14 protein-coding genes are annotated in these 13851 nt (G+C 46.2%); 5 read left to right on the forward strand and 9 right to left on the reverse strand.

The window, feature by feature from the left end; all coding sequences use genetic code 11:
- Positions 1 to 13 precede the first annotated feature (13 nt).
- Both AC58P7_RS16070 and cymR read right to left on the reverse strand, forming a co-directional pair.
- On the reverse strand, positions 14 to 1162 hold the full coding sequence (locus AC58P7_RS16070; protein ID WP_497344496.1) for a cysteine desulfurase family protein: 1149 nt from the start codon (positions 1160 to 1162) through the stop codon (positions 14 to 16).
- Positions 1163 to 1170: 8 nt separating this feature from the next.
- Positions 1171 to 1590 carry a cysteine metabolism transcriptional regulator CymR gene (gene cymR, locus AC58P7_RS16075; protein WP_057311968.1) on the reverse strand — a complete coding sequence of 140 codons (420 nt, stop codon included), beginning with the start codon at positions 1588 to 1590 and terminating at the stop codon, positions 1171 to 1173.
- 322 nt (positions 1591 to 1912) lie between these two features.
- On the opposite strand from cymR, the gene mnmA reads away from it, so the two are divergent.
- The 3 genes from mnmA to AC58P7_RS16090 all read left to right on the forward strand — a co-directional run bounded on the left by mnmA (position 1913) and on the right by AC58P7_RS16090 (position 4389).
- Positions 1913 to 3001 carry a tRNA 2-thiouridine(34) synthase MnmA gene (mnmA, locus tag AC58P7_RS16080; RefSeq protein WP_497344498.1) on the forward strand — a complete coding sequence of 363 codons (1089 nt, stop codon included), beginning with the start codon at positions 1913 to 1915 and terminating at the stop codon, positions 2999 to 3001.
- Between the two features lie 97 nt (positions 3002 to 3098).
- Positions 3099 to 3788 carry an AlkZ-related protein gene (locus tag AC58P7_RS16085; protein ID WP_497344500.1) on the forward strand — a complete coding sequence of 230 codons (690 nt, stop codon included), beginning with the start codon at positions 3099 to 3101 and terminating at the stop codon, positions 3786 to 3788.
- A 229-nt stretch (positions 3789 to 4017) separates the two neighbouring features.
- Complete coding sequence (locus tag AC58P7_RS16090; RefSeq protein WP_497344502.1) at positions 4018 to 4389, forward strand: DUF3889 domain-containing protein; 372 nt, start codon at positions 4018 to 4020, stop codon at positions 4387 to 4389.
- Here the strand turns inward: AC58P7_RS16090 and AC58P7_RS16095 are convergent.
- The 7 genes from AC58P7_RS16095 to AC58P7_RS16125 all read right to left on the reverse strand — a co-directional run bounded on the left by AC58P7_RS16095 (position 4384) and on the right by AC58P7_RS16125 (position 12671).
- The gene (locus tag AC58P7_RS16095) at positions 4384 to 5703 is read right to left on the reverse strand and encodes a replication-associated recombination protein A (RefSeq protein ID WP_497344738.1); all 1320 of its coding nucleotides are present in this window, start codon (positions 5701 to 5703) and stop codon (positions 4384 to 4386) included. The two genes, AC58P7_RS16090 and AC58P7_RS16095, sit on opposite strands and share 6 nt — an antisense overlap.
- 133 nt (positions 5704 to 5836) lie before the next feature.
- Positions 5837 to 7372 carry an MFS transporter gene (locus AC58P7_RS16100; protein WP_497344504.1) on the reverse strand — a complete coding sequence of 512 codons (1536 nt, stop codon included), beginning with the start codon at positions 7370 to 7372 and terminating at the stop codon, positions 5837 to 5839.
- A gap of 2 nt (positions 7373 to 7374) precedes the next feature.
- Positions 7375 to 7911, reverse strand: coding sequence for a helix-turn-helix transcriptional regulator (locus AC58P7_RS16105; protein WP_497344506.1), 537 nt, complete (start codon positions 7909 to 7911; stop codon positions 7375 to 7377).
- A 143-nt stretch (positions 7912 to 8054) separates the two neighbouring features.
- Positions 8055 to 8810 (reverse strand): tRNA threonylcarbamoyladenosine dehydratase, encoded by a 756-nt coding sequence (locus AC58P7_RS16110; protein WP_497344508.1) that lies wholly within the window; start codon positions 8808 to 8810, stop codon positions 8055 to 8057.
- 24 nt (positions 8811 to 8834) lie between these two features.
- Positions 8835 to 10616, reverse strand: a complete 1782-nt coding sequence (gene aspS / locus AC58P7_RS16115; protein ID WP_497344510.1) for an aspartate--tRNA ligase — start codon at positions 10614 to 10616, stop codon at positions 8835 to 8837.
- Between the two features lie 43 nt (positions 10617 to 10659).
- Positions 10660 to 11925, reverse strand: a complete 1266-nt coding sequence (hisS, locus tag AC58P7_RS16120) for a histidine--tRNA ligase (protein ID WP_497344512.1) — start codon at positions 11923 to 11925, stop codon at positions 10660 to 10662.
- A gap of 437 nt (positions 11926 to 12362) precedes the next feature.
- Positions 12363 to 12671, reverse strand: a complete 309-nt coding sequence (locus AC58P7_RS16125) for a winged helix-turn-helix transcriptional regulator (protein WP_497344514.1) — start codon at positions 12669 to 12671, stop codon at positions 12363 to 12365.
- Between the two features lie 157 nt (positions 12672 to 12828).
- Between AC58P7_RS16125 and AC58P7_RS16130 the strand changes: the two genes are divergently transcribed.
- Both AC58P7_RS16130 and AC58P7_RS16135 read left to right on the forward strand, forming a co-directional pair.
- On the forward strand, positions 12829 to 13221 hold the full coding sequence (locus AC58P7_RS16130; RefSeq protein ID WP_497344516.1) for a DoxX family protein: 393 nt from the start codon (positions 12829 to 12831) through the stop codon (positions 13219 to 13221).
- 299 nt (positions 13222 to 13520) lie between these two features.
- Positions 13521 to 13823 carry a hypothetical protein gene (locus AC58P7_RS16135; RefSeq protein ID WP_497344517.1) on the forward strand — a complete coding sequence of 101 codons (303 nt, stop codon included), beginning with the start codon at positions 13521 to 13523 and terminating at the stop codon, positions 13821 to 13823.
- The last annotated feature ends 28 nt before the right edge of the window (positions 13824 to 13851 follow it).

A 13851-nucleotide genomic window follows, 5' to 3' on the forward strand; every position in this document is an offset into this window, starting at 1 on the left:
GAACCACCCAGTACTACTTATTACGCAACCGTTGAATAATGGTTGCAACTTTCTGGGCAGCCGTTTCGATTTGTTCTTTAGAATTCCCCATTCCAAAGCTAAATCGTACCGCGGAGAGTGTCACATTTTCTGGAAGTTTCATGGCCTTTAGGACATGAGATACTTCAAGCGAGCCAGACGTGCATGCAGAGCCGCTAGCAGCAGCTACATCTTCTAAATCAAGGTTCATCAGTAGCGTTTCTGTGGAGATACCAGGAAAGGATATGTTCAAGATGTGGGGAACATTCCATACCTTATGCCCGTTAATGATAAAACGATCACAGCCCAATTGCTGCTCTAAGTTGGAAATAAACTGTTCACGCAGCTCACTGGCTTGTGTGTAGTTCCCTTCTCTCATAGGGAGAATTCGTTCAACGGCTTTAGCGAAGCCTGCGATTGCTGCTACATTCTCAGTTCCTGCACGGCGCTTGCGTTCCTGTGAACCACCGTAAACGTGTGGAAGCAATTTGGTATGCTTGGAAACATACAAAGCTCCAGCACCTTTAGGACCATATATTTTGTGAGCAGACAGGCTCATCAAATCGACAGGTAATTCAGCAAGATTTAGGGGTAACTTCCCTAAGGCCTGCACCGCATCAACATGAAAAGGAATGCCATGCTTTCTAGCAAGTTGACCAACTTGTTCAATCGGCTGGATCGTGCCTACTTCATTATTCACATACATCATAGAGATAAGAGCTGTATCGGGACGAATAGCGGCTTCCACATCTTCTATTTGAATAAGTCCATCTGGACCTACAGGGAGATAGGTCACTTGGAAGCCGAGGCTCTCCAATCGTTCACAGGGGTGCAGCACGGCATGATGTTCAATGGCAGTCGTGATGATATGTTTCTTGCCTGCTTGATCCCCCTGCATGATCCCAAAGATCGCCATGTTATTGCTTTCCGTTCCGCCGCTAGTAAAAACGAGCTCTGCAGGCAAACAGCCTAAGGCTTTCGCCATGCCATCACGGAAGCGATTCAGTGCAGTTCGTGAGGCGCGGCCAAAGCTATGCGTACTAGAAGGATTACCAAAATTTGCTGTATAGAAAGGCAACATAGCCTCCCATACATCAGCATGTACGGGCGTAGTTGCTGCATGATCAAGATAGATGGGGTCCATAGGTCACCTTAAATGTAAAACATGTAATTATCGTTTTTGCCTTTATCTTCGAAAGAAATTAGGTTCGCCAATGTTGTGGAGTCCAGCACTTCAGCAATGCTATCACGAATCCGAATCCACAAGTCCCGTTTGGCAGGATCATCCTCTTCCGTAAAATCAACTGGTGAGATGGGTCCTTCTAATACACGAATAACCTCACCTGCAGTAACCTGCTCGGCAGATTTAGAAAGAATATAGCCACCATAGGCTCCACGAATACTTTTGACTAAACCTGCATTCCGTAAAGGAGCTACAAGCTGTTCAAGATAATGTTCAGAAAGCTGATGTCTTTCAGCAATACTTTTCAGTGAAGTCGGTCCTTCACCCACTCGGTTGGCTAGTTCCATCATGATCGTTAGACCATAACGACCTTTTGTGGAAATTTTCAAAATTAACACCTCATTCAACATGATATGCCATCAAGGAGTCTGTATATATCGCTAAAACTTGAGATGCTTACCAACATTGCTACCCACGCTTAACACCAGGGTCGTCCCTATCTAGGTAAACAGCGTTTCCATTTTTCGCAAAAACATTCCAAAACATCCGTATATCATATCTATGTTATCACAAAACCCTTGTCCCGTGGGGGAAAAACAATGACATTCTCATGAAATATTTTAATTTTGAGCTATTGGCATGTATAATAGTAGGTGTTCAAAATAAACGACTTCGCAAAAAGTCTTGCCAGATAGAAAAGAGGTTTACGCTATGCATTCAAAAACTCGTGTCATCCTTGGGATGTCCGGAGGTGTCGATTCTTCCGTTGCCGCGTTGCTGCTTAAGGAGCAAGGGTATGAGGTTATTGGCATTTTCATGAAAAACTGGGACGATACCGATGAATTCGGTCATTGCACCGCAGAAGAAGACGCAGAGGATGTCAGAAGGGTCTGTGACCAGCTCGATATTCCTTTCTATACAGTTAATTTCGAGAAGCAGTATTACGACAAAGTTTTTGCCTACTTCTTGGACGAGTACACCAAAGGGCGCACTCCGAATCCTGATGTCATGTGCAACCGCGAGATTAAATTTGGCGAATTGCTTCAAAAGGTCATTGATTTAGGCGGCGACTACATCGCAACTGGGCACTATGCGCAAGTGATGGAACAAGATGGCGAGTTCGTCTTGAAGCGCGGTAATGATTCGAATAAGGATCAGACTTACTTCCTTAACGTCCTTAATCAACAGCAGCTGTCTAAAGCGATGTTCCCCATTGGTCATCTGCCCAAGTCTAAGGTACGTGAAATCGCTGAAGCAGCTGGTTTAGCAACGGCTAAGAAGAAAGATAGCACAGGGATTTGTTTCATCGGTGAGCGTGACTTCAAAACGTTCCTCAGCCAATACCTGCCAGCACGCCCAGGCAATATGGTCGATATTCGTAACGGAGAGATCAAGGGGCGCCATGACGGGCTGATGTACTACACGCTAGGCCAAAGACAAGGTCTCGGGATTGGTGGATCGGGTTCAGGAGAACCGTGGTTCGTAGTGGATAAAAACTTGGAAACTAACGAGTTGCTCGTTGTTCAAGGTGAACAGCATCCTGGCCTTTATTCCAAGGGTTTGACTGCAACCGATATAAACTGGATCTCTTCGAAGAAGCCAGAGGGTGCTTACGCATGCACGGCTAAATTCCGTTATCGTCAAGCGGATCAAGGCGTTGTGATTAACTTTCAGGAAAACGGAAGCTGTGAAGTTGTGTTCGATAAGCCGCAAAAAGCGGTAACGCCAGGTCAATCCGTTGTCTTTTATGATGGTGAGATTTGTCTCGGTGGCGGTGTGATTGATAAGGTTCATAAGTAAGCGGTAAGTGGTAAGTACGAAGAAAAGAGATTTAAAAAGATAAGTTAAGAGCAAGGGCAAGAACGAAGGGAAAAGATTAGTGTGAAGGAGAATGGCTATGGCAATGAACGAAGTAACGATGAAAGCTGATACGTATGAAGATGTGAAGAGGCTCGTTAAGGAAATTGGTATCCTCCCCCTCTCCTCGTTCATTCCAGCGCATCCATCTCTTGAATCCTTAACGGTTCACGAGCAGTGGCATACAGGACTAGAGACAGATCCTTGGCTATGGCGCGATCGACTTCCTGGGGACGGCCTTGCTGCTTACGGACGATTTTTTGCCAAGAAACCTTTGTTGATAGCTTCAGAACTCTTTCCACTGATTAAAAACTTACTAGAAGACCCTTACACAGTGGACGAGCGCTATTCGGATGGCGAGCTTTCCAAAGCAGCTGTGGATGTATATCACGCCATTGCAGGCAATGAAGGCATTGATGTGAAAGCTTTGCGCTCTGCGACCGATCTGAAATCCAAAGAATCCAAGAATGAATTTGATCGTGCATTAGTCGATTTGCAATGTAAAGCAGATATCCTAATAGCCGGGATCAGTGAGCGTTTGAACGCCAATGGAACGAAAAACGGATGGAATAGCACCTGCTATATGACGGCCTCGCATTGGATGGAGCTTCATGGCATTGCCAAGAATTCGCTTCCTACACCGGAGGCCAAAGCTCAGCTGCGAACGCTTCTGAAGGATAAGTATAGCGACGCTGCTAGTAAGTATTTGACGAAGATCTTTAAGTTATGAAGTGAAAGGAGCACATGGGTGCTCCTTTTTTTGTTGTGATTGATGAGTGACGTAGGTAAAATGCTTACGAGCTCGGATTTCGAGTGTAAGATCTTGGGTGAGACGTCTAAAATGGCTGTACCAGCCTAAAATTACCTATGATGCGCGTTTTTGCTGTTATTTACCGCGCGCTTATTCGTATGCCAACTCCACCAGCCGCACACGCTAAAAGCGAAAGGTGTGAGCGATAGTGAGCAAAATCATTGCAGTTTTACTCATGATCGGGCTTGGCTGGGTCGGTGTTTCAGATGCACAAGCAGAAACAATCGAACCAGCCAAGGGTAGCATTTCAAAACGTGTTCCTGAACCAGACCCCTCCTATGCCAAGTGGAGTCGCCTTGCATTTCACGAAGCCGGTAAGGTGTATACGTTGTTGGATTATACATATATCGGAAAATCCAACGTAGCTCCCGGGGTTGTGCAGCAGCAGTTCCGATTTTGGGTCAAAAAGAATGGTGTTGAGTTTCCGCTCATTGTCTCCATTCGTTATGATCCCGTTACAGAGAAGGTATTCACAATTCTCATGGAGCAAGAAAATAGAGGGACTCTACGGATTCTATGAATCGGTAGGTGTCCCTCTTCTTTTGTGTTGATTTTGCTTCATCTTCTCTTCTGTCCCCTGATTGGTTGCCGCAAAAATAACTTCATACTGGATTTCATCCGGTAAGTATTGCTGACGAACGAAATGACCTGGGTAATTATGCGGGTACAAATAACCTTTATGGCCAAGCTTCTCCGCACCCTTGTAGTGCGTATCGCGCAGATGCAGCGGAACTTCGGCTGATTTTACACGCTCCATCAGCTCCTGTGCACGCATAATCGCGAGCGGAATGGAGTTGGACTTCGGACTCTCCACAGCGAATAAAATTGCCTGGGAAATGATGTACTTCGATTCCGGCCAGCCAATTTTATGATAGGCGTCCATCGCAGTCACAGACTGCACCATCGCTTGCGGATTAGCGAGTCCGATATCTTCGCTGCAAGCGACGATGAGACGCCGCAGGAAGGTCATAGGATCCATGCCGAGCTTCTCAACGGCATAGAGGAACCAGAACAGCGCGGCGTCACTAGAGCCGCGTACGCTCTTGTGAAAGGCGGACAAGATGTCATACTGCGTCGACTCGTCCGCTTTCACGATGGGGCGGCGGATTGACTCTTCCGCCACCTCGCGTGTGATATGAACCGTGCCATCCGGTTCAGGTGAAGTCGTCAGCGCTGCGAGCTCCAGCGCATTCAAGGATCGGCGGATGTCGCCATTGGCCATCTGCCCGATGTGGGTGAGCGCCTCCTCGTCTACGTGGAGGCGCATGAAGCCGAGCCCCTTGACGGGATCGGCGATCGCTCTTCGCATGGCAATCAGCGCATGCTCCGCCGTGAGGGGCTCGAGCTGGAACAGCGTCGAGCGCGACAAGAGGGCCCCGTTCACATGGTGAAAGGGGTTCTCTGTGGTCGCCCCGATGAAGATGAGGATGCCCTGCTCGACAGCCGGAAGCAGCGCATCCTGCCGCGACGTGTTGAAGCGATGGACTTCGTCCAGAAACAGGGTCGTTTTGCGACCGTACATCGCTTTAGTGCTTTTGGCCAGCTCAATAATCTCGCGGACGTCCTTCACGGAAGCATCAACCGCGTTGAGCTTCATAAACTCGCCTTGTGTGCGATTCGCAATAATGTTCGCAAGTGTCGTCTTCCCTGTCCCCGGAGGTCCATAGAGGAGAATTGACGTGACTTGATCGGCCTCAATCGCCCGTCTCAGGAGCTTGCCTTTGCCAACGATCTGTTCTTGGCCAATATATTCGTCTAGCGTCGTTGGCCGCATCCGGTCAGCTAGCAGCTTGCCCACCGGATCTTGAGATGCTGCATATGTAAACAAATCCATGAGTTCGTTTCCTTTACTTGGTGTTGAAAGTTGTCTGTCCATTATACCTTGCTAAGATTGGCATGTCATGTCTCTCCACATAAAAACTCCCCCATTCGCGCTTAGCATACGCATGGAGGAGCTTTCCGTAACCCTATACGGAATGAGGCACCACTGGCTCAGATTGGGCTTCCTGACGCGGTGCCGGGACTGCGAAGCGCAGCGGCCCAGCAATAAACGCAGCGCCTAACCCAACAACACCAAAGGCAATACTTAAGATAAACCCATGATTAATTGCCGTCCCTAGTGAGTCGCGAAGGAAGTTCATTGTTGCAGGAGGAAGCTCAGAACCTGCACGTATCAATTGTTCTGGGTTAGCCAAAGTTGCATGCTTATCCAGCGGCATATGATGTGCAGCCGCACCATCCTGAATAAGGCTGCTGTAGTTATTGTTCACGATGGTCGCCATAATCGACGCCCCTAGAACACCGCCAATATTCCGCCAGAAGCCAACGATAGAGGAACTTACACCGATATATCTACGATCTACACTTTGCGCAACCGCGTTTTGAGCTACACTCATTAACGGACCAATCGCCCCAACACCAAGAATGACCATGAGTACAACCATATAGAACTTGCTTGCATCATGACTGACAATGCTTAGCAGATAGCTAACCGCAATGCCTGATGTCATACTGAATGCGAAGACGGCGCGGAAGCTGAAGAAGCGCTGCAAGAATCCAAAACCAACAGCGCCTACCATTAAGGAGAACATCATTGGAGTCAGCAATCCATTTGAATTCGCACGACCAAGTACAGCTGTTGAGAAAATTGGCAAATACGCGATGGCCGAGAACATGATGGCACCCTGACAGAGACAGGCTAGGACAGTCGCAAGCACCATCCGATTTTTGAATAAAGGCAATGGAAGAATGGGCTCATGTGCTCGGCGCTCCACTTGAACAAACAAGATGCCAACTACAATGGCTACTGCTAACAAGCTAATGATTTGCCAAGAGCCCCAGGCATAATCTTTGCCGCCAAACTCAAGCGCAAGCATGAGTGATACGGTTGTGACGATTAGAAAAAGCGTTCCCAGATAATCGATTTTCGGGCGACGATCGGAGCGAGATTCTTTTAACGCAAAAAATAAGACTATGAAGGACAGCACACCAAGCGGCAAATTCACATAGAAACACCAGCGCCAGCCCCATGATTCAGCTAACAGCGTGCCGATCTGCGGTCCCGCTACCGATGAGAGTCCGAATATCCCTGCGAAAACACCTGACAGCTTTGCCGCCTGTTTGGGATCAGCAAAAATCGTATAAATAATGGTGAAAGAAATTGGAAAAATCGCGCCAGATCCGATACCCTGAATAGCTCGGAACACGATGAGCTGCGTCATGTCTTGTGCCATTCCGCATAGAGCTGACCCAATCAGAAAGATTGAAATACCGATCATATAAAACAACTTTCTGCCGAACATATCCGACAGTTTTCCGAAAACAAGCATGGTACTTGTGGCGGCAAGCATATACGCGGTGAATACCCAACTGATTTTATCAAAGCCATTAATATCGCTAATAATATGTGAGATCGCAGCAGAAGTAACCGTATTATCCAATGCTGACATAAGTAGCCCTAAAGCCATAGCTAAAATGATCAAACCTGTTTTTTTATTCCCCATTCCTATTCAACCTCAATTCTTCCTAGATTTTTCAATCGTGCTATCCCTTGAGTCAGTGTTAGAATTTGACTTTCCGAATTGTTGATGCCAATTTGAATGCAAATTTCCTGCGTAGGCGACATCTCGGGTTGGCAATCTACATACAACTTACGTAAACGCGCCATATTCTCCTTCGTTCGCTGAAGATACTCTTCTAACACACCTAGCATGATGTCCTTCTCCACAAACTCACCAAAAAACATACGCGTCATCACATCAGACTTGAATTCATTATCTTCCACTGGACTGTACATGTACGTTTTAAATTTCAGTTGGCCCTCCTCTGTGATGGAATAGACATTCTTATTTGGTCTTCCTTCTTGGATGACACTTTGTTTGGTAATGAGGCCATCCTTTTCCATTTTGCCTAATGTAGGATAGATCGTGCCATAGCTCGCGTTGTAAAAGTATGAAAATATCGTCTCCAGCTTATGCTTGATGTCGTAACCCGATAAGCTATGATGCATTAATAGGCCCAAAATAACATCTTGACTGTTCATGTTGCACGTCCTCCATTTGGTTGTAATTCCCATTCTCACCTCATTAATTTATCAGATTATATATATCGAATCAACATATACTTAACTGATATATGTAAGGACATAAAAAAAGGGACACCCATTTTCACGGGCATCCCTCATTCTTATTTTTGCTTAGCGCCAATCTCCAGCAATTCTTTCACAGCCACACTCACCATGATTAGTCCCGCTACAGGAGGAACGAACGAGTTACTCGCTGGCGGTTGCTGCGCTTTACGAATTTCAGGTGCATTCGCAGGGACGATTTGCTCAGTAACGTCTTCACGTGGCTTCATCGGCTCTTCAGTCGAAAATACGACTTTCACGCCTTTCTTGATGCCTTCCTTACGCAATCTTTGTCGAATCACACGTGCAATAGGGTCCATGGTCGTTTTGGAAATATCCGCAACCTTAAACTGTGTTGGATCCATTTTATTCGCAGCACCCATACAGGATATCATCGGAATTTTACGTTCAAGACATTGCTTAATCAGATGAATTTTGTAGGAAATCGTATCACTTGCGTCCAACACATAATCGATCGGATACGAGAATACTTGCTCATACGTTTCCTCTGTGTAAAACATGCGCAGGGAAATGACATCGCACTCTGGATTAATGAGTTTGATTCTGTCCCGCATCAGATCAGCCTTAGGCTGACCAACCGTTGTCGTAAGCGCATGAATCTGACGGTTGATGTTCGTGATATCGACAACATCCTTGTCGATCAGAATTAAACGTCCGACCCCTGAACGTGCCAGGGCTTCGGCTGCTATGGAACCTACGCCGCCAATTCCGAGTACGACAACTGTACTATTTTTCAAAATTTCAAGACCCTCAGGGCCTATTGCTAACTCAGTACGTGAAAATTGGTGAAGCATAGGAACACTTCCTCTTCAAAGTTCTTAGGCTTTCGCAGCAGGCTGCTTAAGCGCTAAGCGAATCGATAGTTGTTCTAGTTGTTTGTCATCCACCGTACCCGGTGCATCCGTCAACAAGTCTGTTGCACTTGCTGTTTTCGGGAATGCAATCGTTTCTCTCAGGTTCGTACGGCCCGTGATTAGCATCACCAAACGGTCAAATCCGAATGCAAAGCCACCGTGTGGAGGTGTACCATATTCAAATGCTTCCAGCAAGAAGCCGAATTTCTCAACTGCTTCTTCTTTGGAGAAGCCAAGTGCTGCGAACATTTTCTCTTGCACATCACGTTGGTAAATCCGCATGGAGCCGCCGCCTACTTCATAACCATTCAAGACCAAATCGTATGCTTGCGCACGAATTTGACCTGGGTCTGTATCGAAGAAATGAATATCATCTTCGTTTGGACGTGTGAACGGGTGATGTTCCGCTACATAGCGTTTCGCTTCTTCGTCATAGCCAAGGAGTGGGAAGTCTACAACCCATGCATATTTGAATACGGAGTCATCGATAAGGCCAAGTTGACGACCGATTTTCAGACGAAGGTTACCGAGGACATCAGCAACCACTTTTTTCTTATCAGCAGAGAATAGTAGAAGATCTCCCTCTTCGGCGCCTAGACGCTCTGTCAACGCTGCGATTTCAGCTTCGTTGAAGAATTTCACGATAGGCCCTTTGAACTCGCCGTCTTTCACTTGAATCCAAGCAAGACCTTTTGCGCCGTAGCGTGCTGCGAACGGAAGTAAATCGTCGATTTCTTTACGACTCCATGTGCCGCAGCCTTTGGCGTTAAGTGCTTTAACTTGGCCACCGCCGTTTACAACGTTAGCAAATACTTGAACACCGGACGTTGAAACGATATCGGATACATCTTTCAACTCAAGGTCAAAACGAAGATCCGGCTTATCCGAGCCGTATTTCGCCATCGCATCTGCATACGTAATCCGTTGGAATGGTCGTGGAATCTCAACATTTGCCGTTTCTTGCATTAATTTAACAACAAGCTCTTCCAAGATATCAAGAAGCTGATCTTGCGATAGGAAGGAAGTCTCGATGTCGACTTGTGTAAATTCAGGCTGGCGATCTGCACGAAGATCTTCGTCGCGGAAGCAGCGTGCAATTTGGTAGTAACGCTCAAGACCACTAACCATCAACAATTGCTTAAAGATTTGCGGGGATTGTGGAAGCGCGAAAAACTCGCCTGGATGCACGCGGCTTGGTACCAAGTAATCACGCGCACCTTCTGGTGTACTTTTCGTCAAGATCGGTGTTTCCACATCAATAAAGCCTTGTGCATCTAAGAAATTACGGAATACGTTGGACGCTTTGGAACGAAGCATCAAGGTACGTTGCATTTCCGGACGACGTAGGTCTAGGTAGCGGTATTTCAAACGAACAGCTTCATCCACTTCAACGCCATCTTCGATAAAGAACGGAGGTGTTTTCGCTGCGTTCATGATTTCGATTTCTGTCACTTGAATCTCGATTTCACCTGTTGGGATGTTTTTATTGACAGTTTCTGCGTCACGTTCAACAACTTTCCCTTTCAAAGCAAGCACGTACTCATTACGAGCACGGTCAGCTATCGCCAAAGCATCACCAGAGAAATCCGGGTTAAATACCGTCTGTACAAGACCACTGCGGTCACGTAAATCGATGAAAAGAACGCCGCCTAAGTCGCGTCTTCTTTGAACCCACCCGTTAAGTATTACTGTTTCGCCTACCTGGGCTTTCGTAAGCTGCCCGCAATGATGTGTTTTGAGCATCATAATTGTTATTTCCTCCTCATAGTGTTCATATTGGTGTAGCTATCTATTCGAATAGTGTCTTTGCTGCATTTGAGGCAAGATCCACTAAACTTAGCGTGATTTGATTTCCTGTTTCCATCTTCTTCAGCGTTATTTCGCCGCGTGCCAACTCATCGTCACCAAGAATCGCAACATAGGTTGCTTGAAAACGATCAGCGGATTTCATTTGTGCCTTCATCTTACGCCCTTGATAGTCCTTCTCTGCCTTTAATCCTTGAACTCTAAGCTGGTGCAGAAGCTTTGTAACTTCCTTCTCAGCAGCTTCGCCAAGACCGATCAAGTATACATCGAGTGGCTCTGGCTTGGGTATCTCAACGCCTTGCGCTTGCAGGACGAGCAGAATGCGCTCAAGACCAAGTCCCAAGCCTACTCCTGGTTGATCTGTCCCATGTCCACCAATTTGTTCGACAAGACCATTGTAACGTCCGCCTCCGCCAATCGTATCGATAGCACCGATCCCAGCTGCCTTATATTCGAACGCAGTGTGCGTGTAGTAATCCAAACCGCGTACCAAGCGAGGATTGATGCGGTATGGAATCTCCATCGCCGTCAAGTGCTCTTGTACTTGTGCAAAATGCGTCCGGCATTCCTCATCCAAGAACTCTAGGATGTCAGGAGCGCCAACTCCATACTTTTGATCGATTTTGCAATCGAGAATACGCATCGGATTTCGGTCATAACGCGACTGGCAGTCCTTACATAGCTGATCTTTAACCGGGGCAAAAAACGCCTGCAGCTGCTCGCGGTAAGCAGTTCTAACCGCAGGTGTACCTACCGAGTTAACTTCCACGGTTACTTCTTTCAGACCAATTTCTTTATAGAACGTATAGCCAAGCGCAATCACTTCTGCATCGATGCTTGGATCCACCGATCCGAACGCTTCAATGCCGAACTGGTGAAACTGGCGGTATCTTCCCGCTTGCGGCTGTTCATAGCGGAACATAGGACCCACATAAAACAGCTTCGTGAGATCTGGAATCCCATACAGTTTATTTTCTATATAGGCGCGAACGACACCCGCTGTCCCTTCAGGACGAAGTGTCATGCTGCGGTCGCCTTTATCAAGAAATGTGTACATTTCTTTTTCGACGATATCCGTCGTTTCCCCAACTCCGCGCGAAAAAAGCTCTGTGCTCTCGAAAATTGGCGAACGAATTTCTTTGTAGTTAAAACGTTGACACAAGTCTCTCGCCTTACTCTCAAGGTACTGCCACTTCTCCACCTCGCCAGGAAGCAGATCCTGTGTACCTTTTGGCTTCTGAATACTCATCTAAGTAACCTCCCTTTATCTCTACCTACGTGCACTTTCAAAAAGCAAAAAATCCCCCATCCCCGACTTACGTCAGGGACGAGAGATTTGATTAACAAATTCACCCGTGGTACCACCCACATTCAGCTTGTCATGCTTCCTTGCTTACGCAAGCAAACACAATTCTGCTCTTTGCGGTTAACGCCCGCTACTCGCACAACTACTACTTAGCACATGCTAACATGGGCTGTTCCCAGTTGGTCCTCAGGGAGGTCTTTTCATTCGCTCATCATCGGAAGCTTGCAGCCTAGACTTCCTTCTCTGTTCATGTGGGGGCGAATTACTGTGTCCCTTCAACGGATCACAATCTAATGGAATTACATTATGGTTATTGTAAACATTGGTAAGGGCAAAGTCAAGAGATAGTCGTTACTAATACTCTGCCTCCTCCCTATGGTTTAAGAGAAAGCATCCGCCCATTTTTGTACTTCATCCATGACAGGGCGAAGTCCTTTTCCTTTAGGCGTTAATTCATACTCAATCCGAACCGGCGTTTCTGGATAGACATGTCGAATAATAATCTCCGCCGCTTCTAATTCCTTGAATCTTTCGGAGAGCATCCGATCGCTCATGCTTGGGATTAATACGGATATATCTTTAAACCGCTTGGGCCCGGATAACAATACAGTAACGATAAGTCCTGTCCAACGTTTCCCCAGAAGTTCGAATGCATTCTCGAATTTGGGACATAGTTGATCGTTTTCCATCTTAATCATCTCCTTCGAGTTCTTGCTTGAACACAGCTTCAAACACTTCTGTAAAACTATTTTAACATAGTCGCTTGACAAAAGTAAGTGCTTCGTAATAATATACTAACATAAAGTAAGTTGTTAAACAAAATATATTTAAAGAGGAGATGTTAGTATGGCATTAGGACTTCTTATTATTCGATTGGTGATTGGGTTAACGATGGCGGCACATGGTACACAGAAATTGTTTGGTTGGTTTGGTGGGTACGGACCTAAAGGCACAGGCGGATTCTTCGAATCCATTGGCATTAAACCAGGTGTCTTGATGGCTGTTGTCGCTGGTTTAGGGGAATTAGCGGGTGGCTTGCTCTTCGCCGCTGGTTTATGGACAGAAGTTGGCGCTGCTCTTATTATTATTACAATGATTATGGCTATTATTAAAGTCCACGGCAAAAATGGATACTGGGTATCATCCAATGGATTTGAATACAATGCGACTTTGCTCGTTGTTGCCCTAGGAGTTGCGTTGATCGGAGCTGGAGATTACTCAATTGACGCTCTAATGTAAATTGAACATTAAATTCGAAACCGTCCAGCATAGCTGTGGCGGTTTTTGTGTGCAAAGAAAATAGCCTGCAGCACATGGCAGCAGGCTTTCAAAAGTTTATATTTTAAAGGGGGTCGAGTATCAGTATATCCTTCTTAGATTAAAGGAAGATGAAGCTCTTGTTACAATTTCATTACACAAAAATCCCGCTTATTTTCAATCATTTTCATTTCGTTTCACTCGTATATTCATTCCGTTTTCACATATACATGTACAACAAGGCAGATGGCCTTGAATATTAAATCTGGAGGCTGTAACAAATGACACTACAAAACGAGTTTCAAGAGGAACGACAAGATCTCGTGGTGCTTTTCTCTGAAGAATCCGAAACAGAAGCCGAAGACCAAGAAGAAGTAGCTGAAGAAGCAGCCGAAGAAGAGGCCATTGAAGAAACGGATACTGCAGCAGAGGAAGCAGAAGAAGAAGCGGCTGATGACGAAGAAGCCGAAGCTGAAGAAGATGAAGAAGCTGAGAGTGAAGAAGCCTCTGATGATGAGCCAGAAGCTGAGGATGAAGAAGAAGCTGAAGCCGAGGCTGACGAAGAAGCTGCGACCGAAGACTAAGAAATGTAACCGAAATCATCCACTCTCT

Source organism: Paenibacillus sp. J22FR5, from assembly GCF_059691975.1.